Below are 24,393 nucleotides of genomic sequence, written 5' to 3' on the forward strand. Positions count from 1 at the left end.
ATGTGCAAAGATAGCACACGATTTGCACACGTTTCTGCTACATTGAGGGCACTGTTTTTCACACATCAACTGCACAGTGCCCACCCTCACTCAACTACCTAGCGGCAAGTGGCGCGCACAAGTACGAAAGCTCGGTTTCTACAAGAACCAGACGTTCGACAAGAAACGCGACGCTCAAGACTGGGCCAATGCAATCGAGGCCGAGTTCTCACAGGGCGTCAACAATGGCTATCGCCCCATTCCCAAAGAAGCAACCGTCGAAAACCTTATCAATAAGTACAGGAAAGAGGTTAAGCAGGACTATGGGCGCACAAAGGCCGCAACGCTCGACATGCTGGTGCGCGAGTTGGGGGCCATCAAGCTCGCAAGACTTAGCCCACTGCATCTCCAAGACTTCATCGATCGGCGTCTTGAGCAAGGTGCTGGCGGCGTGACAATCGCGGCTGATCTCAGCTTTCTGAGCGCAATTTTAAAGTGGGCGCGTCATTCCCGCCGACTAAGCATCAATGACCGCATGGCACTTGAGGCAAGAGCCAGCATCAAGCATCGCGGCATCAAAACCCGAAGCAAAGAGCGCGACCGAGAGCCAACCCCTGCAGAATTAGACAGGCTATACACCTTCTGGCGAGCCTCCAATAGCAGCGTGCCTATGGAGGACATATCCCGCTTCGCCCTGGCAACAGGAATGCGCCTGAACGAAATTTGCTCTATCGCCATAGAGGACATTGATACCGCTATTCCCGCAGTCTGGATACGCAACCGCAAAGACCCAAAAGAGAAGCAAGGCAACGACCAACAGGTGCCCCTACTGCCTGACGCATGGGCGTTGGCGCAAAAGCATATGGGAAGCCGACAAGTGGGGAAAGTGTTCGACTACAACGCGGGCACCTGTAGCACGTACTTCACTAGAGCTTGCACAGCCGTTGGTATTGAAGACTTGCACTTCCACGATCTGAGACACGCTGCCACCGCCGCGCTATTCCGTATAGGGCTCGACATTCCACGAGTTGCGCTGATGACTGGTCATAAAACCTGGGCCATGCTCGCACGCTACACCAAGATCAAACCGGAGGATATCTTGGAGAAACTGAAGGAAAAGGAGCGCGAGAAGGAAGGCTAGAACTACGACAACCTGTACAACCAACACAAGATTCTTTTGCAAGAAAAATTGTAATTTCTCATCAAAAAAACAACACAACTCAGGACAAGGACAGACAACCGTAGTTGATCGGATATCCGATTTGATCCGTGAGCCTATCCACAAATCAAATTTTCAGATGCCGAAGGACTGTCGTGTGACGGATTGGGAATTAGCTCTCGGGGGTATGGCATGGATACTAGCTGCGCAAAGGATTTCCATCACTTGCGCGAAAGAGTCCAAAAAAATGCACACACGTTATCCACAGATGAATTAGTCACCAAAAGGTTTAGCTACGCCTAACATAGCAAATTGCTTCTAGTAGCTGCTACTCTTGTCCACAGGTGTCTCTTCTTGTCATTTTTGACGGGTTACTGGGTACACTATGTGCAGTGTCCACACCATATGTGGACACGAAAACGACAAACCCCAGTTCCTAGGCTGGGGCTAGTCGACGGAAGCCAGAGCTACCTTGAGTGAAGTTTGGTCGCCTCACAAAAGGAAATTATGGACTGACACCTGTATGTGTCAACACTAGTTTTACATACAGGTAGGTCTTTGCTCTGGCGTTTTTCAACCTTGTAGAAGGCAAAACGCCATGTCAATCGATACCTCTAACGCCAGTCTTAAAGAGCTGGCACGTCACCTTGAATGCTTCACCGAAGCTGAGCTTGCCTATCTGGGTGGGTACAGCGATGGGAGCATTGACTCGCTACGCCGCCGTGGCGCGCTGCCTAGCCACATTCGCTTCGGCAACAACCGCTTCTACCCCATCCACGCTGTTCGTGAATTCTTCAAGGGCCGGATCAACGTCCGTTCGCTCTCTGTCGAAGATCGTCTGTAACGCAGGAGGCGGTACTCATGAACACGTACAAAGAAGCTGCCCCTGTGGCAGTAAAGGCGCAGCCTTGCCAAAAAGCGGCACATAGCTGTATCGACCAACTGGATGCCCTCAACGAATCTATTGCCAAAGCACGGGCCATGATCCATATGACCTTTGGCGAGTCTGGCGATAACTTCCGGGGTTTTAACCGTGAGTTTCAGGACAACTATCTATGGGCTCTCTCTGACCATATAGAGACCGCCAGCAAACACCTGGCCCAGCTGCAGGACGAGTTGACTGGCACGAGGGGAGGTGCCGATGGCAGTTGATCAATCTCGCAAACCTGATCCCCAGGGCTACTTCGAGGCCGAAGGCTTGAAGCTGAGCAAGGGCAAGAAGTGGGTCACCACGGGCTGTGCATTCCATGGTGGCAGCGACTCCATGCGGATCAATCTGCACAGCGGTGCATTCGTATGCATGGCCGGTTGTGGTGCCCGAGGTGGCGATGTGCTGGCCTATCACATGGCGGCTTATGGAATGGGGTTCATAGACGCGGCAAAGGCGCTGGGATGCTGGATCGAGGATGGCTCCCTCGCACCAGCAAAACCAACGCCTTTTACTGCCCGCCAAGCCTTGGACGTTTTGGCAGTCGAGAGCAATTTGATTGCGATTGCAGCCGCAAATATTGCCCATGGCATGGTGCTGTCGCAAGACGACCGACAGCGCGTTCTGCTGGCTGCAAACCGCATCCATCAAGTGGGGGAGGTGTTTGCATGAATAACCTCAGCACAGCATTTAATGCCGTCGATTCAAGCATGGCCGAGGCGCTGGCCTACCGCCCACCAATACGTGAACTCACTTTCCCGCCCATGGAGGACGACGGCCACCATACACAGCCAGACAGACTCGCCAGCCGTGTGATTCTCCAGCGCGGCACAGACCTGCACCCCGAGCCGATCCGCTGGCTGTGGCAGCACTGGCTGGCGCTGGGCAAGCTGCATATCTTGGCCGGTGCACCTGGTCAGGGTAAAACCACCTTGGCGTTGACCATGGCCGCGACCGTGACCATTGGCGGGCGCTGGCCAGACGGCACGCGGGTTGAGAAAGGCAACATTCTGATCTGGAGTGGAGAGGACGATCCGGCAGATACCTTGCTCCCCCGCCTGCTGGCCGCTGGTGCTGACCGTGACCGCTGCTACTTTATTCAGGGTGCTCAGGGCGTGGATGGAAAGATGCAGCCATTCGACCCTGCCCGCGACCTGGACGGGCTGCGCCAGGCAATCGCAGAGATCGGCGGCATGCGCCTGCTGATTGTTGATCCGGTAGTTTCGGCAGTGACTGGCGACAGTCACAAAAATACTGAGGTTCGCCGAGCTTTGCAGCCGCTGGTCGATCTCGGTGCGGAATGCGGCTGCGCTGTGCTGGGTATCAGCCACTTCTCTAAGGGTGGTCAAGGCTCAGACCCGGCGCAGCGCGTGGTGGGCTCTGTGGCCTTTACCGCTGTGGCTCGTGTCGTGCTGGTGGCTGCCAAGGTCAAGAGCATGGAGACCGGCGAGGACGCCCGCATTCTGGCGCGGGCCAAGTCCAACATCGGCCCAGACGATGGCGGCTTTGAATACGCGTTGGAGCAGGTCGAGCCAATCCCAGGCATCCAGGCATCGCGTATTGGGTGGGGTAAGGCGGTGGACGGCACTGCCCGCGATCTGCTGACCGATCCAGACGATGACGGCAGTGCGGAGGACAGCAACGACATTTGCGAGATGCTCAGAGCGTGCCTGACTTCAGATTGTTGGACACCCGCCGATGAAGCACAGCGAAGTGTTCTGAAAGCTGGTTTCAGCAAAAAGCAAGTCTGGACGGCCAGCAAGAAACTCGGAGTTATCCGCAAGAAAGGGGAAAACGGGGCGCGTGACGGCTGGTACTGGCGACTGCCCCAAGATTCCAGTTCTGTCCAAGATTCCGCCCAAGATTCCAAGATTCCCAACTTTCAAAACGTGGAATCTTGGAATCTTGGCAAGGAATCTTCTCCAAATGATCCAGGTGAAAAGACCGAGAAGGAGAAATTCTGATGACCGCAGAAACCATCCTTTTCGAGCTGCTGGAGTGCGGCATCACCCCCACTGTGACGCCAGACGGCGATGGCATAGAGGTTGATGCGGGCTTGCTCAACGATGCCCAGCGGGCGGCAATCCGGGCTAACAAATACGAACTGATTGCCTGCATCCAGGACGCTGTCCGGATCACTTCGGAGCTGATAACCGCTGCCATGCGTGCATGCGACTTCTGGAACGACTCACCTCAGGCCCGTGAGCAGATGCGCCGGGAGATTCTGGAAACCCGGCCCGAGCACCGTGAGGAGCTATTGCGGATGTTCAAATCCGACTACCAATAAACAAAGCACCTTCGGGTGCTTTTTTGTTGACTTTCGGTGCCCCAAAGTGTTATTGCAACTTAGTTGCGATTGCCTATTTTTTGTGCAACAATCAGAGCTAGAGATTACTGTATATAAAAACAGCTTTCTCAAGCTGCGAGGGAGGGAGCCTCTATCGCAGGGTTCACGAACCTACTCAACAAAAAATATGCGAATCAATGACATCAAAGAGCGCAAAGCTCTCAAGACCGCCGAGCTGCGTGCCCTGGCCGACAAGGCCACCACCGAGAAGCGCAACCTGTCCGCCGACGAGGCGGGTAAGTTCGACGCCATCAAGCAGGAAGTAGTCGCCCTGGAAGCCGACGAGGCCCGCGCACAATTCCTGCACGACCAAGAGCTGCGCAGCAATGGAACCCCGGTGGACGAGCGCCGCCGCGACCTGGAAAAGTCTGTCAGCGTGGCCGATGCGATCCGCGCCCAGGTGGAGCAGCGCGCCCTGACTGGTGCCCTGGCCGAGTACAACCAAGAGCAGGCCCGCAGCGGCAATGGCCCCAAGCGGGGCGGCGTCCTGGTGCCATCCTCTATCTTTGAGAAGCGCGCCACAATGGCCACGGCCGGCAATGCCGCTATCAAGCCCGACGACTACCGCCCCCAGGAAATGATCGGCCTGCTGCGCAACTCCGCTATCGTCCGCTCGCTGGGTGCCCGCGTGTTGACCGGCTGTGTCGGCGATGTGGTGCTGCCAAAGCAGACCGGATCGAGCACGGCTCAATGGATTGCCGAGGGCGAAGCGCTGACCGAGAGCAACCCCACCTTCGCCAACATCAAGCTGACACCGAAGCATGTGGGCGCGCTGGCCTCGTACAGCCGCCAACTGCTGCAACAGGCCAACCCCTCAATTGACCAGCTCCTGCGTGACGACTTTGTGCAGATCGTGGGCCTGGCCGTCGATAAGGCGCTGATCCACGGCCTGGCTGCGAATGACGAGCCGGTGGGCATCCTGAACACCGCTGGCATCCAAACCGCATCCCTGGCGACTCTGAGCTGGGCCGCTGTGGTGGCGATGCTGGAAAAGCTGGGCCTGGTCAACGCAACCCCCAATGCTTTCCTGACTCATGCGGGCGCTGCCACCAAGCTGCAAACCACCTTGAAGGCATCGAGCGCCGGTAGCGCGTACCTGATGGAGTCTGGCCGCATGGCTGACCTGCCAGTGCATGTGACCAACCAGCTCGACGCCAAGGGCACCACCACCAAGACGGGCCGCATCATCCTGGGCGACTTCTCGCAGATGGTCATCGCCGAGTGGGGCAGCACCGAAATCTTGGCAAACCCGTATGGCGCGGGCTTTGACAAGGGCGAGGTGCAAATTCGCATCCTGCACACGATGGACGCGGCTGTACGCAACCCGCAAGCCTTTGTTGTCGCTGACGACGTAGCGCTGTAAAGGAGGCCCACCAATGGAGTTCCGCTCTATTGGTGGCATCCAAGCCCAAGGCCGCAAGGTGGAGGGCTATGCCGCCGTATTCAATTCTGAGGCTGAGCTGGGCGAGTTCCGCGAGTGCATCGCGCCCGGTGCATTCCGTTCTTCCATCGCCAGTGGCCGGTCTATCCGCGCCCTCTACAACCACGACTCGGGCGCTGTGCTGGGCAGCACCCAGGGCAAGACTTTGGAGCTGCAAGAGGATGCTAAAGGACTTCGTTTTTCTCTTGAGCTGCCAGATACCACGGTGGGCCGCGATGTGGCCGAGCTGGTCAAGCGTGGCGACGTTAGCGGGTGCTCTTTTGGTTTCCGCGTAGCACCTGGTGGCGACAAGTGGGAGCAGCGTGGGCACACGATGGTGCGCACGTTGACCGACGTCGACCTGGCAGAGATCACCCTGACGGCTGACCCGGCCTATCGCGACACCACCCTGGCACTGCGCTCTATGCCGCGTGAGCAAGAGCCAACGCATGAGCCGCGCATCCTTTGGCTGGAGACCGTGCGATGAACCTGATTACTCGCGCCCTCTCCGCTGTGGGCCTGGAGCGCCGCAGCACCACCAACCCAAACGACATGTGGGGGCCGTACCAAGCCCTGCGCAATGGCCCGGTGAACGACCAGACGGTGCAAGGTGTGAGCGCTGCCTATGCCTGCGTGCAAGCCGTATCCGAGGCCGTGGCAACGATCCCCCTGGCCGTGTACCGCCGCAATGGCCCAGACCGTGAGGCTGTGGAGGATCACCCCCTGCACCACGCCATGAACATGCAGGCCAACCCCGAGCAGTCTGCACTGGAGGCCAAAGAGTTCGTGCAAGCCAGCGTGATGCTGCGCGGCAATGGCTATGCCCGCCTGGAGTTCGGCAGCAATGGCCAGCTCAAGCACTGGTGGCCGTGGGACGTTGACCGCGTGCGACCTATGCGCCTGGCCAATGGTGGCATTGCCTACGACTACACCGACCGCGACGGCAGCGTGAAGCGCTACGGCCATGACGAGGTGCTGCACATTCGCCACCGCCTGGGGCCTGATGGCGTGCTGGGCATCTCCCCTGTTGAGGCATGCCGCGCCTCGATGCAACTGGCGATCACCGAGCAAGAGCATGGTGAGGACACCTACCGCAACGGCGCAAAGCTGCTGGGCGTGCTGCAAGTACCCGGCAAGCTGGCACCTAACCAGAAGCAGGACATCAAGGAAGGCTGGCAGACCAACCGCAGTGGACAGACTCCGATCCTGGAGCATGGTGCCGAGTACAAGCCTCTGTCTATGAGCCTGGCTGACGCCCAATGGCTGGAGGCGCGCAAGTTCTCTGTGGAGGAAATAGCCCGCATCTTCCGTGTACCGCCTAGCGTGGTGGGCCACCTGGTGGACAGCAACTACAGCACTTCTTCTGAGCTGTACCGCCAATGGGTGAGCATGGGCCTGCGCCGTCCTTTGGTGAGCTGGGAGCAAGCGATCACTGCCAAATGCCTGACAGCTTTGGGCCGCAAGACCTACACCCTTGAGATGGACTACGAGAACCTGCTGCGCGGTAGCTCGACCGAGCGGGCCGAGTTCTATGAGTCTGCTATCGGAGCGGGCTGGATGGACGCAGCAGAGGTACGCCGCAAGGAGTATCTGCCCAAGATGGAGGTAAGCAATGGCAAAGCTAAAGATGCATGACTCCATCAAGGCGCGCGGCCTGCGCATTATGGGGACGCCCTTCGAGGAAAGGGGCTACAAGATGCTGCACGAGGTTAAGCGCAAGCCCAAGGCAACAGGCCGGGATGCTGACCCGCGCCGGGTGCTGCCGCTCAATAGCTATGCCTGGCAGAAGCTGCGCGCCTCTGTCCTAGCTGGTGAACCTCTGTGCCGCCACTGTGCCAAGCAGGGACTGACAGTTCCCGCTACTGACGTTGACCATATCAGCGGCGACCCAAGCGACGACAGCCCAGGCGCGCACCAGGCGCTGTGCCACGAGTGCCACTCACGCAAGACCGCCTCCGACCAAGGCAAGCGCATCAAGCCTGCTATCGGCCTGGACGGCTTTCCCCTGACCGGAGATTGGGCCACGCCATGACACAGACACCCGCCCTACTGATGCCTGCCCAGCCCGCCAACCCCTGGGGGTGGACGGTGGCCGAGCTTCTCAAACATTGCGAGAGGCATCCCGCCCCAGACCGTCCGGTTCCCCTTCTTCAATTGCTTGCTGCATAAAAAATAGGCAACTATGACAACAAAAGCCACCCGCAAGCGCAGCGACAGCACCGAGGCCCGCGTCAAAGCCATGCAGGCAGCCGCTGCTGCGCAAATTTGCGCACCGCAAGGGGTGAACCTGCGCTCCTGCGATAAACCATTCTGGAAGGCGATTACAGAGGCCCGTCCGCGCGATACCTGGACTGATGTTGACCTGTGCCACGCTGCCAACCTAGCCCGAACGATGGCAGATATTGAGCTGTTGCAAATTTCAGTTGACGAGGACGGCTTGATTTTGGAAAACAAAATTAACCCCGCTGCCGAGCTGCTGGAGAAACTGAGCCGCCGCGCTGTCAGCTTGTCCCGCATGCTGCACGTTCACACCCTGGCGACCGTGGGCCGCTCTGGTGACGCTGCCGGACTGGCTGAGCTGGAGCGCCAAGCCCGCGCCCAGCACCACGAAGACGACGGCCTAATTCCCAAGGGGCCAGTGCAGTGACCCGAGGCGAGCGCGTCATTGCCTTTATCGAGCGCTTCTGTCTGGTGCCAGAAGGTGCGCTGGTGGGCAAGCCGATGGTGCTGGATGTATTCCAGAAGGGCTTCATTGTGAGTGTCTATGACAACCCAGCGACGACTCGCCGCGCCATCCTGAGCATGGCCCGCAAGAACGGCAAAACCGGCCTAATCGCTGGCATCTTGCTTGCGCACCTGGTAGGCCCAGAAGCCCGCCAAAACTCGCAGATCGTGGCCGGTGCCATGAGCCGCGATCAATCTGCCCTGGTGTTCAATCTGGCCTGCAAGATGATCCAGCTCTCCGAGCGCCTGTCGGGCCTGGTCAAGATCACCCCGAGCGGCAAGCGCTTGCACGGCCTGCCGATGAATGTGGAGTTTCGCGCCCTGGCTGCTGACGGTAAGACTTCGCACGGCCTGTCGCCCGTCCTGGTGATTGGCGACGAATGGGGCCAAGTGAAGGGGCCACAGTCTGACTTCATCGACGCCCTACTGACCGCCCAAGGTGCCCACGAGAACCCCCTGCAGCTGGTGATTAGCACCCAGGCCGCCAGTGACGCCGATTGGCTGAGCCTGGAGATTGACCAAGCCATGCGCGGCGATGATCCAACGCTGGTGTGCCATCTCTACACCGCGCCCGCTGACTGTGAGCTGCTGGACGAGGACGCATGGCGAGCGGCTAACCCAGCCCTAGGCACGTTCCGCAGCCGCTCCGACCTGGAGCAGCAACTGCGCGAGGCCGTGAACATGCCCAGCAAGGCCAACACCGTGCGCAATCTTTTGCTGAATCAGCGAGTAGCCACTAGCAGCCCGTTTGTCTCTGCCGATGTGTGGAAGGCAAACAAGGGAGATTCCCTCATTTCTGCCCCCCCGCCTGATGTGCCACTTTTCGGGGGTCTGGACTTGTCCGCCCGCACCGACCTGACAGCCTTTGTCCTGGTGGGCCTAGTAGACGGAGCTTGGCATGTGTGGCCCCACTTCTGGACACCCGAGCAGGGTTTGCGGGAGCGTGCCAAGCGTGACAGAGCGCCCTATGACCTGTGGGTACAGCAAGGGCTGATGACGGCTGTGCCTGGTGCTGTGATCGATTACGAATGGCTGGCCAAAGACATTCAACGGATCTGTGACGGCCTGGACATTCAAGCCATTGCCTACGACCGGTGGCGCATCAACCTGCTGCAAAAGGAGCTGACCGATATCGGCTGCGACCTGCCGCTGGTGGGGCATGGCCAAGGCTACAAGGACATGAGCGTATCCATCGAGGCCGCAGAGGAAGCGCTACTCAATCACCAGCTCGCCCACGGCATGCACCCGGTGCTGACGATGTGCATGGCCAACGCCACCACCGTCAAAGACCCGACCAATGCCCGCAAGCTGGACAAACAGAAATCTACCGGGCGTATCGATGGGGCCGTGGCCCTGGTGATGGCCCTTGGCACCGCTGCGCGCGCTGAGCAAGAGCAGTTCGCAGAGGTGAGCTTTATTTAACCCGTGGCCGGTGCGGTGGCCGCAAGGCCAGTCAGCCGGCGCTGGATTATTCGGCGAGTGCCAGCTCTACAAAACCCCGAATGCCGGTGGCCCTAACTTTCAGGGGCGCGACCGGCAACCATAGCAAAGGATTCCCATGCCACTGATTACTCTTGAAGAAGCAAAGCAACAATGCCGCGTTGACGGCGATCATGAGGACGCGCTCATGCAGACGATGGTTACTGCTGCCACGGCCTACGTTACCCAGGCGTGCAACCGCACCGACCTAGAGGGCAACGCGATGGCGAAGTCTGCCGCCCTGCTAGTAGTGGCCGACCTGTACGCCAATCGCGAGGCACAGAACGATGGGCCGCTGTCGCAAAACCGGACGCTGGACACTTTGATAAACATGGCCCGCGACTACAAGGGCTACGTGCAATGAGGGCGGGCCTGTTGCTAAACCGGGTAACGATCCAGAAGCACCAGAGGATAAAAGACGCGGCGGGTCAGTACATCGAGTCCTGGGTGACAGTCGCCCAGGTGTGGGCAAACATCCGGCACCTGAACGGCAGCGAGTCGATCAAGGCCAACGCTGTCACCTCTGTGGTGAATGCCTCTATCCGGGTGCGCAGCCGTACCGCAGTAGATGCAAGCTGCCGGGTGCTGCACGACGGCAAGACCTACGATGTTGAAGCAGTGCTACCTGGGCCACGCCAGACCTACATAGACCTGGTGTGCAAATTGGTTGCTACTTAGAACTTGGCATAGGAGGCATCCGAACAGCAAATCTACCAGAAGGCTCAACGACCGCCCTCGCCCTGACAAACACTGGCGAATGCGTATTAATGATGACCGTGCCCTTGCCATCAGAGAACTCTACCAACGGACCGTCAACAGAAATAACTGTGCGGTAACTGCTTGTGATATCTGGATGCCCGTTGTCATCTCGCGTATCCAGCATTTCGACGTTGTACTTGTCACCTTCATTGAACATTTCGTCCCCTCAGCTATGTGGTACGAGAATTGTGCACTATGTGGAAACGGCACGCGAGTTAAGCGCATCAAAAGTACATACCCTGCTAATCATATGGCAGCGCGCACAAACACACACATTGCACACAAGCCCCAAAGACCCGCATGAACACTGGGGTTTAGTACCGATCCATCATCGGCGCGACGGACATGCGCCAAGGGCTGTGGGGTAGAGATTCGGTCATGGTGGTAGCGCGGCCAAAGGCTGGCCCGAAAATGGGTGGCCTGCGCAGGTGGTGGCAGCATGGGCAGGCAATCGGCTATTTTAAATCTTCCGAAAGAGGCTGCTGGCCAGCACGAAAAATGGCCTGCAGATGCCGCCTCGGTGCAAGGATGGATTGCCGGATTGAAACCACCAGCAATCCATCCTTGCACCGAGGGTAAAAATCCAGGAGCGGCAAATATCAGATAAAAATGACGCGGCCGTGCGCTCTCTTTGCATCTCTGTACCCACGGGCACAGGCACTCAGTCAGGCGCCCTCCTTTTGTGACCACCATTGCCATGAAGAAGAAAACCCATTCCGAAGCCTTTCGCCGCCAATTGGTTCATGAAGCGCTCAACCGCACCCCATCCGGCGGATTCTCGGTACTGGAAAAACGCCATGGCCTGCGTTCGGGCACCCTGTTCGACTGGGTGGCAGAGTTTGGCACCGACCTGGCACCCACGGCCTTCACTGCGCAGCATGTCTGGATGGGCAACTCTGCCACCAATGCCCAAGCATTCAACCGCTATTTTGACTATGACCCCGGCTACTGGAGCATTGACGATGAGCGCCTGGCGCATAGCAGCGAGGATCTGACCGGTTGCCGCTTCTGCCAGGATATGGGCAGCCGCTATTTGTACGACGAGGACCTGCTGCTCGTCATCCACAAGCGCGCCCCCATGCCCGTGGCAGATCTCGTGGGCTTGGGCGCATTCCGCTCAGACACGGCAGTCGCTGCCATCATGGAGGCCTGCTCTCGCCACCACCTCGCGTCGGCCAACGCCATGTTTGTCTATTCAGACCCGTCTTGGCAGGTGGCAGACTTGGACAAGCGCTACAACGGTTTGCACTATATGGGTCTGGTTGCCCGCTAAGCGAAGTACCAGCGAAGTACCGCAGGTAGGCAAGGCGCCCTCTGCTTTGCCCCCGTGGTTTAGGCCAAGGACACGCTAGTAGTAGTTCCCCAGCAGTGACGCGACCTCAATCAGCACCAGCACCGCAAACATGCGGGCCAGGCCGCCCAGGTCGGAGGCAGGGCCCAGCATCTCATCGCGGCGCATGCCGTAGGGCCGGTTCATCGCCGATGCGGTCGGAATCAATGCCACTGCCAACCCAAACAGCAGGGTCTTGAGGCCGAACAGCCAGGTCACCATGGGGGTGAACACGCTGGCAAACATGCGCGTGTAGAGCTCAAACCCGACCCAGCTCAGGCCATAGACGCTCAGGTAGACCATGACCAGCGACACCACGCAGGACAGCGCGGCCAAGGTGACGGAGGCATACATGCTGGCTACGACCAGAGGCAGCATCTCCGTGCGCACAGGGTCATAGCCATGTTGGCGCAGGCGCTCAAAATGCCCGTCCTCGCGCATCTTGGCCAGCGATGCGCCAGCGGGGATGGAGCAGCGCATGGCCACAAACAAGGCCGCCGTCAGCGGAATGAGCTCGAGCACCAGCACGCGGATGACCATCTCGACAGCGACGCGCGAGAGGCCGTAGCTGGTGGCGGTGACAAAGACGATGCGCGCTACCACCAGGCATAACAAGGCGGCCAGCGCGGTAAAGCCCAGCAAGATGGGCGCCGTGTCGACATACATGCGGCGCATCAGCCGCGCGCGCGTTTGCGGGCCGTAGCTGCTGGGCGACATCAGCATCACCAGCACGACGGCGCCCAGGTAGAAAATGCGCCACCAGGCCACCGCCCAGCGGCGCGCCGTGCGCCAGGTCCGGTGGGGCCATTGGGGTTGGAGCAGACTTGCCAGCATCAGCCGATCATAGGCGATAGACGCCAGCATGGGCAGTGTTCAGCCGCATGGCTGGCAGGACCGAGCGCTGCTGCCACCCGCTGCCAGCGCGTCTCAAGACTTCTGGCGTGCCTTCCAGGCCTGCACCGCCTTCAAGGTCTGCTGCACATGCTCGAGCGGATCGCTGCCCTCATGGGCATAGATTACCTTGCCGTCCGGTGCGATCACATAGGAGATGCGTGACGCAGTACCCGGCCGTGCGGCGGAGCCCGCGTCATAGGCCTGGATGGCCTTGGCATCGGGGTCGGAGGCGACGCTGAACTGGTCGCGGCAGGCTTCGCTGGAGAAGCGCTGCATCGTGGCAATGTCGTCATGCGAGATGCCGACGACCTGCGCGCCGGAGGCCGCAAAAGTAGGCGTGGCCTCGGCAAAGGCATGGGCCTCGATCGTGCAGCCCTGGCTGAAGGCCTTGGGGAAAAAATACAGGACCACCGGGCCGCGCTTCAAGGCCTCGGCCATGTCAAAGCGCTGCACCTTGCCAGCCAATGCCGACTGCGTGCTGAACATCGGTGCCTGGGCACCAACGGCCAGCGCCGCCTGGCTGGGCAGGCTCACCAGGGCCGCGCAGCCCATCACCACCGAGGCCAAAGCCCCCAAGAGTTTTGCTTTCATAGTCGATCCTTTTGTTGTCATCCACCTACGCCTCCAGCCTGGGCCATCGGCGACAGATCCTGTTTTGTGCCTGCTGCCCATCGCTCCACACGACAGCCCCTAGAATATGCCACCTGGCGTGATGGCATGCATCATCACCCCTTTGACCGTTTATGCAACTACCTCCTTGGCCGACTCTGCAAAAGCCATGCGAAGGTGTCACTCTCAAGGAGACAACAAAATGATGAAACAGATTCTGCAGTGCGCCGCAGTGGCGCTCACGGTGGGGACCGCTTCGGCTGCCATGGCACAGGGTGCGGGGGCAGACTACCCCGGCAGCAAGCCCGTCCGCATGGTCGTGCCCTTCCCGCCAGGCGGCGGCACCGACATCATCTCGCGCATCATTGCACAAAAGCTCAGCGAGCAAAACCACTGGACCGTGGTCGCTGACAACCGGGCCGGCGCGGGCGGCACCATCGGTATCAGCGAAGTGGCCAAGGCCCAGCCAACGGGCTACGACATCGTCATGGGCCAGAAGGACAACGTGGTGCTGGGCTACTACCTGTACAAGGGCCTGCCCTGGAACCCCGCCAAGGACCTGACCCCGATCGCCCATGTGGCCTACTCGCCGGTCATCATCGCGACTTCGGAAAACAGCAAGTTCAAGACCTTGAACGATGTGATCGCCGCCGCCAAGGCCGATCCCGGCAAGATCACCTATGGCTCGCCCGGCAATGGCACCAGCATCCATATCGCTGGCGTGCTGTTTGAGAAGGCGGCCGGCGTCAAGCTGACCCACGTGCCGTACAAGGGCTCCAACCCCGCGCTGCTCGATACCCTGTCCGGCAACGTCGATCTGCTGGTGTCGTCCGTGCCCTCGGCCATTGGCCAGATCAAGGCCGGCAAGCTGCGTCCGCTGGCAGTTACCTCGGCCAAGCGCAGCAGCTCGCTGCCCGATGTGCCTACCGTTGCGGAACTGGGCATGAAGGGCTTTGATGTGAGCACCTGGTATGGCCTGTTTGGCCCCAAGAACCTGCCCGCGCCCATCGTCAGCAAGCTCAACACCGAGGTCAACAAGCTGTTGGGCCAAAAGGAAGTGCAGGATTCCATCCTGGCGCAAGGCGCCGAGCCCCAGTCCATGTCCGTATCGGACTTTGACAAGTTCTTCCACAAGGACTTCCAGGACGCCAAGGCCATTGTTGAGGCCTCGGGCGCGACCATCCAGTAAGCCCCAGGGCTGGCATACGACAAGGGCACCTCGCAGGTGCCCTTTTTTGTGGCCAGGCCAAAGGCCCGAATGGCTAATGGCGATGCCAGCCTTCAGGCGCCGTCTCCCTGGAAAGCCTCGCGGCGCAGGGTCACCACCAGCGTATCGCGGTGGCCCGGTTCCTCACCCACTGGTTGGATCGGTGTGCTCTCATGAATCATGCGGGCATCGTCGAGCAGCATCAGCGACCAGGGCTCGGTCAAGGTAAAGCGCAGGCCTTGCGGGCCCTGGGCATCAAACACCCGGGTCTCCCCGCCCTTGATGCCTTCGCGTGCCACGAGAAACACGGCCACCAGGTCCACGCCATCGCGGTGCGCGCCTTCGGGGGTGGGCCTGCCAATGCCTTCGGCGGTGTCGATGCGGAACTGGTGGGCCTCGGTGTACCAGGGTGCCTGCCCAGTGCTGGGAAACAGCGCCTGCGCGGTATGCCCCAGCGCCCGCATGATCTGGCGCCAGGCGGGCAGCACCTGGGTGCTGGCTGCGACGGGTTCAAACCAGCGCTGCATGCCGCCATGCAAGGCGTTGTATTCCACCGGCTGCCAGTGGGCGCGGTGCGTCACCGCCTGCACCTGGTCGTCCTGCACCACATAGCAGGAATGGCGGCGCTTGCGGTAGCGGCCACCGTCTTTCAGGTAGGCATCATGGGGCATGGCCTCCCAGTGGCTGCTGAGTGCTGCCAGCGCATCGGGTGGGCAGGCTGCCCACTGCGCCACGGCCGCAGGGCTGAGCACCGCATAGCCATAGGCGCGCAAGGTGCCGTCCACCTGGTCGGCATCACAATAAGGAGGAGGAAAGGACTGCATGTAAAACTCCGTCAAGCGGGCGAGCTTACGGCGGTCACAAAAGCATTGCGTGCTACACAACTTTGGGCAGCGCCGCAGCGCTGCCCGGTAGCCATCCCCTCAATGAAAACGGCAGCAAGCCGGGTGCCGCCGCAGAGGTTACTGGCGCACCACCAACACGGGGATCAGGCTGTCACTCAGCACGCGCTGGGTCACGCTGCCCAGCACCAGCTTTTCCAGGCCCTTGCGGCCATGCGACCCCATGACAATGAGGTCGGCCCCCGTGGTTTTGACGGCTTCCATCACGCCATCGTGCACGGAGTGGCCCTCGCCCATGACGGTATCGACGGGGATGCCCGCCTGCTCCATCGCAGTTTTGACGGCATCCAAGGCAGTGTGCGCATCGGCAGTGGCGGCAGACAGGTACTGCGCCTGGCCATAGGCAAAATCGGCGCCCACGCCGGTAAAGGGATAGGGATCGATCACATACACCGCAGTGACCTGGCTGCCAAAGGCCTTGGCAAGACCGGCGGCTTTGTTGACGGCGAGCATGGAGGTGGCAGACCCATCGACCGGCACCAGAATATGTTTGAACATAGTGTCACTCCTTTTTGTTGTTGCATGCATAACTTACTCTAAAACGCAGGGCCCGGCAAACCTGGCAGGCCCAGCAGCACTGCCACCTATGCGGCAATTGCGAGCGGTTTGCGCTGCATCAACGATAGCACTGCGCCAGCCCGCGCCGCATAATGTTTGCTCCGCCCTGCTGGGCACTGACGCGCGTATTCGCTATGACAACATCCCTGCGTTCTCTTGGCCGATCCCCTCTGCAAGTCTCGCCGCTGTGCCTGGGCGGCAATGTGTTTGGCTGGACGACTGACGAGGCCACCAGCTTTCGCCTACTCGATGCCTGGCTGGATGCCGGCATGAACTTTGTTGATACCGCTGACGTGTACTCGCGCTGGGCGCCTGGCCACAGCGGCGGCGAATCGGAGCGCGTGCTGGGCAAATGGCTGCGCAGCTCGGGCAAGCGTGCGCAGGTGGTGTTGGCCACCAAGGTCGGCAAGGACATGGGCGATGGCAAGGTCGGCCTGCGCCCGGAGTACATCCGCCAGGCGGTCGATGCCTCCTTGCAGCGCCTGCAGACCGATTACATCGACCTCTACCAATCGCATGACGACGACGCGCAGGTACCGCTGGCCGATGTGATGGGCACCTTTGGCGAACTGATTGCCGAGGGCAAGCTGCGCGCCGTGGGCGCCAGCAACTACAGCGCAGCGCGTTTGGCCCAGGCGCTGCAGACCAGCGAGCAGCATGGCCTGGCGCGCTATGAGAGCCTGCAGCCGCTTTTCAACCTCTACGACCGTGCCGTGTTCGAGCAAGAGCTGCAGCCGCTGTGCGTTGCGCAGGGCGTGGGCGTCATCAATTTCTACAGCCTGGCTGCCGGCTTTTTGACCGGTAAGTACCGCAAGGCCGAGGACGCGAGCAAAAGCCCGCGCGGCGCCAAGACCACCCAGCTGTATCTGAACGACCGGGGCTTGCGCATTCTGGCCGCGCTCGAACAGGTGAGCAGCCGCACGGGCGCCCCGATGGGCGAGGTGGCCGTGGCCTGGGTCATGCGCCAGCCGGCCATTGCCTCGCCGATTGCCAGCGCCAGCAACCTCGAGCAGCTGCAGTCGCTGATCCGTGCCAGCCAGTTGCAGCTCGATGCCGATGCGATGGCCACACTCAACGCCGCCAGCGCCGAGGCTTGAGCGAAGGCAAGCGACAAGCCTAGGCCAGCAGCGCCGGCAAAATCTGTGCCGAAGGCAGGCGCCAGCAGCGGTCGGCCACGCTGTCGAGTGCGGTCGGCTCGGGGTTGATGACCACCACATGGGCGCCGCCCCGGGCGGCGATATGGGCCAGTCCGGCCGCCGGGTAGACATGGCCGGAGGTGCCAATCACCAGCATCAGGTCACAGGCCTTGGCGGCATCTTGCGCCTGCTGCAGCTCGGCATGGGGCAAGGCCTCGCCAAACCAGACCACCGCCGGGCGCAGGTAGTTGCCGCAGCCAGGGCATTGCGGCGGCGCATCGCCTTCGGTAAAGCGGGCATCGCAACAGGGCTTGGGCGGCAGCAGCCAGCGGTTGTCCATCAGATTGCCATGCAGGCACAGCACTGGCGTACTGCCCGCACGCTGGTGCAGGCCATCGACGTTCTGCGTGACCAGGGTCATCCGGCCGGGGTGGCGCGCCTGCCATTGGGCCAGCGCCACATGGCCGGCATTGGGCATCACCTGGCGGACCAGATCACGGCGGTACTGGTACCAGTCCCAGACCCGCTGCGGATGGGCCAGAAAACCCGCCTCGCTGGCCATCTCCTCGGGGCTGAACTGCGCCCAGTAGCCCGTCTGCGCATCGCGGAAGGTCGGTACACCGGACTCCGCACTGGCCCCTGCGCCCGTCAGCACCAGCAGATGCCGCGCATTGTGCAAGCGCTGTCGCAGGCTGGCAATTTCTGTATCGGCAAGCGGCAGCGCTGCGGAGGTATCCAAGGGATCAAAAGACATAGAGGCGGCAGTGAAGAACAGGCGCCCAGCATACGGCAAGGCTTGGGCTCCACCGCTCCAGTCCAGCATCGCCGTGCAGGGCGAGCTCTAGCGGCTTACATTCAGAAACGCTCATCACGATTTGGAGATGGACACGATGGACGGGCCGAGCCCAGAATGGCTGACCCACGACCAGGAGACAAGAATGCAATTCATCCCCTATCTGAACTTTGATGGCGATTGCGCCGAAGCCATGGCCTTTTACGCCCAGCTGTTTGGCGGCCAGATCATGCACCAGATGCGCTTTAGCGACATGCCGCCTGGCGAAGGCATGCCGCAGCTCCCGCCCGAGGCGCAATCCCGCCTGATGCACGCCCATCTGCAAGTGGGCAGCCAGGCGATCATGGCCTCGGACACCATGCCTGCGATGCCCGGCGCCAGCGCCGAGACCTGCGGCGGCGGCTATGCCAAACCCCAGGGCATGTGGGTCTCCATCGGTGTGGATTCCGCAGCCGATGGCGAGCGCATCTTCAACGGTCTGGCGGATGGTGGCCAGGTTGCGATGCCGTTTTCTGCCACCTTCTGGTCGCCCGGCTTTGGCATGGTCACCGACCGTTTTGGCACGCCCTGGATGGTGAATGTCCAAACGCAGCCCGCGGCCTGAGGCCCTTTCCATCCCACTGCCAGACCCGCAAAACGCACCAAGCCAGCCACCATGTCCGTACAGCCCCATCTCCACGATCTGGTGCTCAGCCGCCTGATCAACGTCCCCGCCGCCACCCTCTACCGCTGCTGGACCGAGCCTGCACTGCTGGCCCAATGGTTTGTGCCCAAACCCTGGACGATTGCCAGCGCCGACATCGATGTACGCGTGGGCGGCGGCAGCCAGATCGTCATGTGCGACCCGCAAGGCAACGAATACCCCAATGCCGGCGTGTACCTGGAGGTGGTGCCCGAGCGCAGGCTGGTGTTTACCGATGCCTATACCGCTGGCTGGGTGCCAAGCGCCAAACCCTTTATGACCGCCATCATCGAGTTTGAGCCCGATGGCGGCCAGACGCGCTACACCGCGACCGTGCGGCATTGGAGCGAAGAGAGCCGCAAGCAGCACGAGGCCATGGGCTTCCACACCGGTTGGGGCACGGCCACCGACCAGTTGGTCGCCCTGGCTGCCACGCTGTAGCAAAGGCTCGCTCGCTGCGATATAGCGCCCACGCATAACGGCGCCGTTGAGCGCCCAGGAGACCACCATGCCCTATGTCGATGGATTTGTACTGCCCGTGCCCCGCGCCAATCTCGATGCCTACCGCGCGATGGCCGAGGCCGCTGGCAAGGTCTGGATGGAGCACGGCGCGCTGCAGTACTGGGAATGTGTGGGGGACGATGTGCCTGACGGCGAAGTCACCTCGTTTCCGATGGCGGTCAAGCTCCAGTCCGATGAGGTCGCCTGCTTTTCCTGGATCGTCTACACCTCGCGCGCCGAGCGCGACCGTATCAATGCTGCAGTGATGGCCGACCCGCGCCTGGCGGACCTGCAACCGGCCAATATGCCGTTTGATGCCAAGCGGATGATCTTTGGCGGATTCGCGCCGGTCGTGCAGTTGGGGACTTGACAAGGCCACCCGGGCCACCTGGGCCACCCTGGGGCCGCTGCGCCGTATCAGGCCACTACGCCGGCCATCTCCACATGTACCAGCAGCCCCTTCAAGGCCTCGCTCTTGCGCAATTGCAACTGGCCTTCGTAGCCTTGCACGATCTGCTGGGCAATCGACAGGCCCAGGCCCGTGCCGGCCACCGTTTCATCAAAACGCTGGCCCCGCGCGCCAGCTGCCTGCATTTGCGCGGCTGTCATGCCCGGGCCATCGTCTTCCACCTGCAGCACCAGGCCTTGGCTGGCGTTGCGCTGCACCGTCAGCCGCACCTGCGAGGCAGCCCATTTGCCCGCGTTATCCAGCAGATTGCCCAGCAGCTCCTCCAGATCGGCGCGCTCGCCCCGCCACCACAGCGGGCTAGCCTCCTCCACCAGCTGCCAGTCCAGGTCACTCGCCTGGTGCAGCTGGCGCAGCATCGCCAGCATCTGCCGCGCGCAGGCCAGCACATCCACAGGCAGGCCGGCGCTTGGGCCGTGCACCAAGGTGGCATCGCTGAAGGTGCGGGCCTGGTAGCGGTCAATCAGCCGCGCCATCGCCGTGGTCTGCTGCAGCACCAGGTCCGCCGGCAGGGCTGCCCCACTGCCGGCATGGGCCATCAGCAGCGACAAGGGTTTTTTCAGCGCATGGTTCAGGTCGGCCGCGTGCGAGCGTGAGCGTTCCACCACCTGGGTGTTGCGCGCGAGCAAGGCGGCCAGTTCCTGCTGCAAAGGCTGCAGGTCAGCGCCCAGCGGCAGCTGGGCAATCTGCTCGGTGGCGGGCGCCGCGCCGGGCAGCGGCTTGCCCAGGCCGGCAATCACATCGACCAGGCGCTTGAGCGGCGCCAGGCCCACGCGCAGCTGCAGCCAGACCAGCGCGCCAATCAGCAAGAGCAGCATGGCGCCGGTGATCCAGAGAATCTGGTCAATGCGGCGCAGGCTGGCGATCAGCGGCTGAGCCGGGCCAAAGACCTGCAGGTGCATCGGCGCGGCACCCGCCGCCAGCTGCAGCGAAAAATGCTGCACCCACAGCGGCTCCTGCTGCGGGCCCAGGGCCTGCTGCAAGCGCTCGCTGCCCCAGAGCCCTGCCCGCTTTACCACCAGGTCGGGCTGGTCCCACAGCGAGCGCGAACGCGCCAACACGACCGGCGCAGCAGCCGTGCGCAGTTGCGCAGGCGCCTGGCCCTGCAGCTGCCAGTACCAGCCCGAGAAAATGGCGCTGAACTCGTCGCTGCCGCCGGCTGCCTCCTGCACCCGGCCATCGGGCAGCAGCGCCAGGCGCGCGTGGATGCGCTCGGATTTTTCCTCCAGGCTGCGCGACATGCTGCCCAGCAAGCTGGCATGCACCTCGTAACGCAGCCACCAGCCGCCCAGCCCCATCACCAGCAAACTGGGCACGATGACCAAGGCGGCCATGCGCGCAGCCAGCGACCAGCGCCGCGCAGGTGAGCGCCGCGCGGGCGGGCTCTCGTGGGCAGAACTGGGGGACAAGGCCATGGTGCGGCGGGGCTTCAGCAACAGCTAGCTGGGCGCGTTCAGCCGAAAACCCTGGCCGCGCTCGGTCACCAGCAGATCGGACTGGCGCAGCTTGCGCCGTATGCGGCCGATCAGCACATCAAGCGTGTTGGAGTCCGGGTCCAGATCGCGGGCATAGACATGCTCGCTGATCTCGGTGCGCGTGAGCACGCGGTTGGGGTGGTGTATCAAATAGGCCAGAATCTTGTGCTCCTGCGCCGTCAGCTGCAGCCCCTGGCCATCCTGCAAAAAGCGGCCGGCCGTTACGTCGTATTCCAGGCAGCCCGCGCGCAGCACCGTGGCCGCACTGCCGGCGCTGCGGCGCAGCATGGCGCGCAGGCGCAGCACCACCTCGTCGAGCATAAAGGGCTTGGTCAGGTAGTCATCGGCCCCCGCGCCAAAGCCGGCCACCTTGTCGCTCCAGCGGTTGCGCGCCGTCAGGATCAGCACCGGCCACTGGCAACCCGCCTCGCGCCAATCGCGCAACACCGTCAGCCCATCGCGCTGGGGCAGACCCAGGTCCAGCACGGCCGCGTCGTAGGGCTCGGTGCTGCCCGCAAACGATGCGGCATCGCCATCGGCCTCCACATCGACCGAAAACCCGGCACGCACCAGCGCCTGCTCCATTTGCGCGGCCAGCTCGGCATCGTCTTCCACCACCAGGATTCGCATCTGCGCTCAGTCCTCCAGCTTTTGTTGGATCACCTGCAAGCTGCGCGCATCGACCTTGAGCTCCAAGGTGCTGCCATTGCTCTGCAGCAACTCGATCTCGTAATAAGAGGCCTGGATCTCGTCGTGCTCCAGTTCCACCTCCAGCACCTGGCCCGAGAACCGGGGTGCCAGTGCCTGCAGAACCTCGTCCACGCGCTTGAGCGGCGCGGGGTTGCGGGCCTTGGCCGGGGCCATTGGCAGCACCGCACCCGTGGCCGCATCCATCACCAGCTTGCGGTAGCCCTGCTGGTCTGCGCTGAGCTTGATTTCATAGACGCCCCGGCCCTGGCTGTCGCGCTCAAACTCCACATCGGTGATGCGGCTCGCGTGCTGCTGCGCCAGCTTGGCCAGGTACTGCGCCAGCTCCCGCATGCCCAGCGCCTGCGAGCGGTCCTTGGCCACGCGCTGCACAGTCTGGCCACTGGCCGCATCGATCAGCAGCTCCTGCTTGAGGCCCTGGCTGTCCACCAGCTTGATCTCGTAGCGCAGCTCGCCCTTGGGGCCGCGCTTGGTCTCGACATCCACCACACGGCCGGCCTGGCTGGCGGCAATGTCGCTCAGGATGGCCGACAAGGGCTTGTACTGGCCAGTGGCCACCGCCGCACGCACGGCGTCATGCTCGGCCGCCTGGCTGACGCCGCCCAGCAGCAAACTGCAGGCCAGAGGCCAGGCAGCGATGCGAGAAATGCGGGGGGGAATTTGCGCCATGGCAAGCATTATGACAAGCGCGACTAAACAGACCATGAACGAACACTTCACACTGCGTTTAGGCAAGGTTTTCAATACTTCAGTCCATGACGAATCAGCCAGCTGCTGGTTTGCATGCCACATCATTGAAGGGATTGAACCATGAAGAAGACCACCATCGCCTGGATCCTGGGTGCCGCCGGCCTCGCTGCCAGCCTGCCATTTGCTGCCCAGGCCTACAACGCCCAGGAAGTGCTCAACAGCATCAGCGCCAGCGGCCTGGTCGCTCCGCAAGACCTGGAAAAGCAATACGGCTACTGGACCGCCAAGGCCACCCAGCCAGACGGCAGCCGCGCCTATGTGCTGGTGAGCGATGCCGACGGCAGCCTGCTGGCCCTGCGCAAGGCCGAGCTGGGCAGCACCTACCCCGGCGCCAGCCAGGTTGCTGCCAAGCTGCAAGCCATGGGTTACGGCCAGATCAAGGAAGTGGAGTTTGACGACGGCTTCTGGGAAGCCAAGGTGCGCGGCGCCAATGGCGTTAAGCAAAAGCTGGTGCTGCACCCGGTAAGCCTGGATGTGCTGTCCCAACCCGGCCAGCCTGCCCCTACCCCGGGCGCCGGTGCGGGCAGCGCCATTTTGAGCGCAGCGCAAATCCAGCAGCTGCTGACCCAGGCGGGCTACACCCACATCCATGACCTGGAGCTCGATGACGGTATCTGGGAAGCCGATGCGATCAATGCCCAGGGTTTCCGCGTCGATCTGAAGATCCACCCCGAAACCGGTGCGGTGCTGCGCGAGAAACTGGACGACTAAGTCGATTGGGCCAAAAGCAAAAGGCTGAGCCCGATGGGGTTCAGCCTTTTTTTGGGTGCAGCGCCTGGGACGCTTGCCAGTGGGAAGGGTTTGTTAACCAGCCTTGGCAGGCGTGCGCTGGCGCAGCGCCTCATACAGGCAAACGCCGCTGGCCACCGACACATTGAGGCTGGACACGGCCCCCATCATCGGGATGCCGATCAGCTCATCGCAGGTCTTGCGGGTGAGCTGGCGCATGCCATCGCCTTCGGCGCCCAGCACCAGGGCCACGGGGCCCTTGAGGTCCACCTGGTACAAGGTGTTGGGGGCGTCATCGCTGGTGCCGATAATCCAGACATTGCGCTCCTTGAGCTCTTTCAAGGTACGCGCCAGGTTGGTCACCATGAAGTATGGCACCGTCTCGGCAGCGCCACTGGCCACCTTGGCTACGGTGGCATTGATGCCGACTGCATGGTCCTTGGGCGCAATCACCGCATGGGCGCCGGCACCATCGGCCACGCGCAGGCAGGCACCCAGGTTGTGCGGATCGGTCACGCCGTCGAGCACCAGCAGCAGTGGCGAGGTGACGCCGGCTTCTTCCAGGTCGTCAAGCAGCTCATCCAGGGTGCGGGTGTCCTTGATCTCTTCAACACGGGCAGCCACGCCCTGGTGGCCGTGCGAGCCGGCCAGCTTGGCGATGCGCGGTGCATCTGCCTCGATCAGCCGCACCCCCGCCTCTTTGGCGCGCTCCAGAAATTGGCGCATGCGCGCATCGCGGCGCGTGGACTCGAAATAGACTTCGATGATCGATTTGGGCGCAATCTTCATGCGCACACCAACGGCATGGAAGCCGAACAACACTTTGGGGGATGACATAGGGCAGCATTATCGCTGCTT

Annotated in this window: 30 protein-coding genes; 21 read left to right on the forward strand and 9 right to left on the reverse strand. The window is 61.7% G+C overall.

The genetic code is table 11. The annotated features are described in order from the left end of the window. The first annotated feature begins 76 nt into the window (after positions 1-76). The 15 genes from H928_RS0122110 to H928_RS0122185 all read left to right on the forward strand — a co-directional run bounded on the left by H928_RS0122110 (position 77) and on the right by H928_RS0122185 (position 12,068). Positions 77-1,120, forward strand: a complete 1,044-nt coding sequence (locus H928_RS0122110; RefSeq protein WP_021028448.1) for a site-specific integrase — start codon at positions 77-79, stop codon at positions 1,118-1,120. Between the two features lie 616 nt (positions 1,121-1,736). After that, complete coding sequence (locus H928_RS29300) at positions 1,737-1,982, forward strand: hypothetical protein (RefSeq protein ID WP_021028449.1); 246 nt, start codon at positions 1,737-1,739, stop codon at positions 1,980-1,982. A gap of 17 nt (positions 1,983-1,999) precedes the next feature. Continuing rightward, the gene (locus H928_RS0122120; RefSeq protein ID WP_021028450.1) at positions 2,000-2,290 is read left to right on the forward strand and encodes a hypothetical protein; all 291 of its coding nucleotides are present in this window, start codon (positions 2,000-2,002) and stop codon (positions 2,288-2,290) included. Then, on the forward strand, positions 2,280-2,738 hold the full coding sequence (locus H928_RS29305; RefSeq protein ID WP_043341528.1) for a hypothetical protein: 459 nt from the start codon (positions 2,280-2,282) through the stop codon (positions 2,736-2,738). Before H928_RS0122120 ends, H928_RS29305 begins: the two co-directional genes overlap by 11 nt. Beyond that, a complete protein-coding gene (locus H928_RS29310) occupies positions 2,735-4,030 on the forward strand; it encodes an AAA family ATPase (RefSeq protein ID WP_306729967.1) in 1,296 nt (431 codons plus the stop codon). Before H928_RS29305 ends, H928_RS29310 begins: the two co-directional genes overlap by 4 nt. Beyond that, complete coding sequence (locus tag H928_RS0122140) at positions 4,030-4,353, forward strand: hypothetical protein (protein WP_021028453.1); 324 nt, start codon at positions 4,030-4,032, stop codon at positions 4,351-4,353. The genes H928_RS29310 and H928_RS0122140 overlap by 1 nt, the downstream gene beginning before the upstream one ends. Positions 4,354-4,540: 187 nt before the next feature. Next, positions 4,541-5,776, forward strand: coding sequence for a phage major capsid protein (locus H928_RS0122145; RefSeq protein ID WP_021028454.1), 1,236 nt, complete (start codon positions 4,541-4,543; stop codon positions 5,774-5,776). 13 nt (positions 5,777-5,789) lie between these two features. Further along, positions 5,790-6,320: an HK97 family phage prohead protease gene (locus H928_RS29315; RefSeq protein ID WP_021028455.1), complete on the forward strand. Its 531-nt coding sequence runs from the start codon at positions 5,790-5,792 to the stop codon at positions 6,318-6,320. Next, positions 6,317-7,468 carry a phage portal protein gene (locus H928_RS0122155; protein WP_021028456.1) on the forward strand — a complete coding sequence of 384 codons (1,152 nt, stop codon included), beginning with the start codon at positions 6,317-6,319 and terminating at the stop codon, positions 7,466-7,468. Before H928_RS29315 ends, H928_RS0122155 begins: the two co-directional genes overlap by 4 nt. Beyond that, entirely contained in the window at positions 7,446-7,865 is a 420-nt protein-coding gene (locus H928_RS30365) for an HNH endonuclease (RefSeq protein WP_158400610.1), read from the forward strand. Before H928_RS0122155 ends, H928_RS30365 begins: the two co-directional genes overlap by 23 nt. Positions 7,866-8,015: 150 nt before the next feature. Further along, positions 8,016-8,480, forward strand: coding sequence for a hypothetical protein (locus H928_RS0122165; protein WP_021028458.1), 465 nt, complete (start codon positions 8,016-8,018; stop codon positions 8,478-8,480). Next, entirely contained in the window at positions 8,477-9,979 is a 1,503-nt protein-coding gene (locus H928_RS29325) for a terminase TerL endonuclease subunit (RefSeq protein WP_021028459.1), read from the forward strand. The genes H928_RS0122165 and H928_RS29325 overlap by 4 nt, the downstream gene beginning before the upstream one ends. A gap of 136 nt (positions 9,980-10,115) precedes the next feature. Beyond that, positions 10,116-10,400, forward strand: coding sequence for a head-tail connector protein (locus H928_RS0122175; RefSeq protein ID WP_021028460.1), 285 nt, complete (start codon positions 10,116-10,118; stop codon positions 10,398-10,400). Then, positions 10,397-10,714, forward strand: coding sequence for a phage head closure protein (locus tag H928_RS0122180; protein WP_021028461.1), 318 nt, complete (start codon positions 10,397-10,399; stop codon positions 10,712-10,714). The genes H928_RS0122175 and H928_RS0122180 overlap by 4 nt, the downstream gene beginning before the upstream one ends. 778 nt (positions 10,715-11,492) lie before the next feature. Then, positions 11,493-12,068, forward strand: coding sequence for an immunity 22 family protein (locus H928_RS0122185; protein WP_043341582.1), 576 nt, complete (start codon positions 11,493-11,495; stop codon positions 12,066-12,068). A gap of 75 nt (positions 12,069-12,143) precedes the next feature. On the opposite strand, the gene H928_RS0122190 is transcribed toward H928_RS0122185, so the two are convergent. Continuing rightward, entirely contained in the window at positions 12,144-12,959 is an 816-nt protein-coding gene (locus tag H928_RS0122190) for an ABC transporter permease (protein ID WP_027011264.1), read from the reverse strand. A 93-nt stretch (positions 12,960-13,052) separates the two neighbouring features. Beyond that, complete coding sequence (locus H928_RS0122195; protein WP_021028464.1) at positions 13,053-13,610, reverse strand: redoxin domain-containing protein; 558 nt, start codon at positions 13,608-13,610, stop codon at positions 13,053-13,055. 220 nt (positions 13,611-13,830) lie between these two features. Here H928_RS0122195 and H928_RS0122200 point away from each other — a divergent pair, with 220 nt between their 5' ends. After that, entirely contained in the window at positions 13,831-14,817 is a 987-nt protein-coding gene (locus H928_RS0122200; RefSeq protein ID WP_021028465.1) for a tripartite tricarboxylate transporter substrate binding protein, read from the forward strand. A gap of 92 nt (positions 14,818-14,909) precedes the next feature. On the opposite strand, the gene H928_RS0122205 is transcribed toward H928_RS0122200, so the two are convergent. Both H928_RS0122205 and H928_RS0122210 read right to left on the reverse strand, forming a co-directional pair. Continuing rightward, positions 14,910-15,659, reverse strand: coding sequence for a 2OG-Fe dioxygenase family protein (locus H928_RS0122205; RefSeq protein ID WP_043341584.1), 750 nt, complete (start codon positions 15,657-15,659; stop codon positions 14,910-14,912). Positions 15,660-15,797: 138 nt separating this feature from the next. Beyond that, positions 15,798-16,235 carry a universal stress protein gene (locus H928_RS0122210; RefSeq protein ID WP_021028467.1) on the reverse strand — a complete coding sequence of 146 codons (438 nt, stop codon included), beginning with the start codon at positions 16,233-16,235 and terminating at the stop codon, positions 15,798-15,800. Positions 16,236-16,429: 194 nt separating this feature from the next. Here H928_RS0122210 and H928_RS0122215 point away from each other — a divergent pair, with 194 nt between their 5' ends. Continuing rightward, a complete protein-coding gene (locus tag H928_RS0122215; RefSeq protein WP_021028468.1) occupies positions 16,430-17,392 on the forward strand; it encodes an aldo/keto reductase in 963 nt (320 codons plus the stop codon). 19 nt (positions 17,393-17,411) lie between these two features. Here the strand turns inward: H928_RS0122215 and H928_RS0122220 are convergent, their stop codons facing one another. Further along, positions 17,412-18,185 (reverse strand): NAD-dependent deacylase, encoded by a 774-nt coding sequence (locus H928_RS0122220; RefSeq protein WP_021028469.1) that lies wholly within the window; start codon positions 18,183-18,185, stop codon positions 17,412-17,414. A gap of 184 nt (positions 18,186-18,369) precedes the next feature. Here H928_RS0122220 and H928_RS0122225 point away from each other — a divergent pair, with 184 nt between their 5' ends. The 3 genes from H928_RS0122225 (at position 18,370) to H928_RS0122235 (ending at position 19,777) form a co-directional block, all read left to right on the forward strand. Continuing rightward, the gene (locus H928_RS0122225) at positions 18,370-18,828 is read left to right on the forward strand and encodes a VOC family protein (protein WP_021028470.1); all 459 of its coding nucleotides are present in this window, start codon (positions 18,370-18,372) and stop codon (positions 18,826-18,828) included. A 51-nt stretch (positions 18,829-18,879) separates the two neighbouring features. Next, a complete protein-coding gene (locus tag H928_RS0122230; RefSeq protein WP_021028471.1) occupies positions 18,880-19,347 on the forward strand; it encodes an SRPBCC family protein in 468 nt (155 codons plus the stop codon). A 67-nt stretch (positions 19,348-19,414) separates the two neighbouring features. Then, positions 19,415-19,777 carry a DUF1428 domain-containing protein gene (locus tag H928_RS0122235; protein ID WP_027011267.1) on the forward strand — a complete coding sequence of 121 codons (363 nt, stop codon included), beginning with the start codon at positions 19,415-19,417 and terminating at the stop codon, positions 19,775-19,777. 47 nt (positions 19,778-19,824) lie between these two features. Here the strand turns inward: H928_RS0122235 and H928_RS0122240 are convergent, their stop codons facing one another. From H928_RS0122240 to H928_RS0122250, 3 genes are read right to left on the reverse strand one after another with little or no spacing between them, the layout of a single operon-like run. Continuing rightward, on the reverse strand, positions 19,825-21,288 hold the full coding sequence (locus tag H928_RS0122240; RefSeq protein WP_084635927.1) for a sensor histidine kinase: 1,464 nt from the start codon (positions 21,286-21,288) through the stop codon (positions 19,825-19,827). 24 nt (positions 21,289-21,312) lie between these two features. Then, positions 21,313-21,978 (reverse strand): response regulator transcription factor, encoded by a 666-nt coding sequence (locus H928_RS0122245; RefSeq protein WP_021028474.1) that lies wholly within the window; start codon positions 21,976-21,978, stop codon positions 21,313-21,315. Between the two features lie 6 nt (positions 21,979-21,984). Then, positions 21,985-22,725, reverse strand: coding sequence for a PepSY domain-containing protein (locus tag H928_RS0122250; protein ID WP_027011269.1), 741 nt, complete (start codon positions 22,723-22,725; stop codon positions 21,985-21,987). A gap of 141 nt (positions 22,726-22,866) precedes the next feature. On the opposite strand from H928_RS0122250, the gene H928_RS0122255 reads away from it, so the two are divergent. After that, positions 22,867-23,517, forward strand: coding sequence for a PepSY domain-containing protein (locus tag H928_RS0122255; protein WP_021028476.1), 651 nt, complete (start codon positions 22,867-22,869; stop codon positions 23,515-23,517). A gap of 93 nt (positions 23,518-23,610) precedes the next feature. Here the strand turns inward: H928_RS0122255 and rlmB are convergent, their stop codons facing one another. Next, positions 23,611-24,372: a 23S rRNA (guanosine(2251)-2'-O)-methyltransferase RlmB gene (rlmB, locus tag H928_RS0122260; RefSeq protein WP_021028477.1), complete on the reverse strand. Its 762-nt coding sequence runs from the start codon at positions 24,370-24,372 to the stop codon at positions 23,611-23,613. Positions 24,373-24,393: the final 21 nt, after the last annotated feature.

It is taken from the genome of Comamonas sp. B-9 (genome assembly GCF_000410635.1).
Taxonomy (GTDB): domain Bacteria; phylum Pseudomonadota; class Gammaproteobacteria; order Burkholderiales; family Burkholderiaceae_C; genus Comamonas.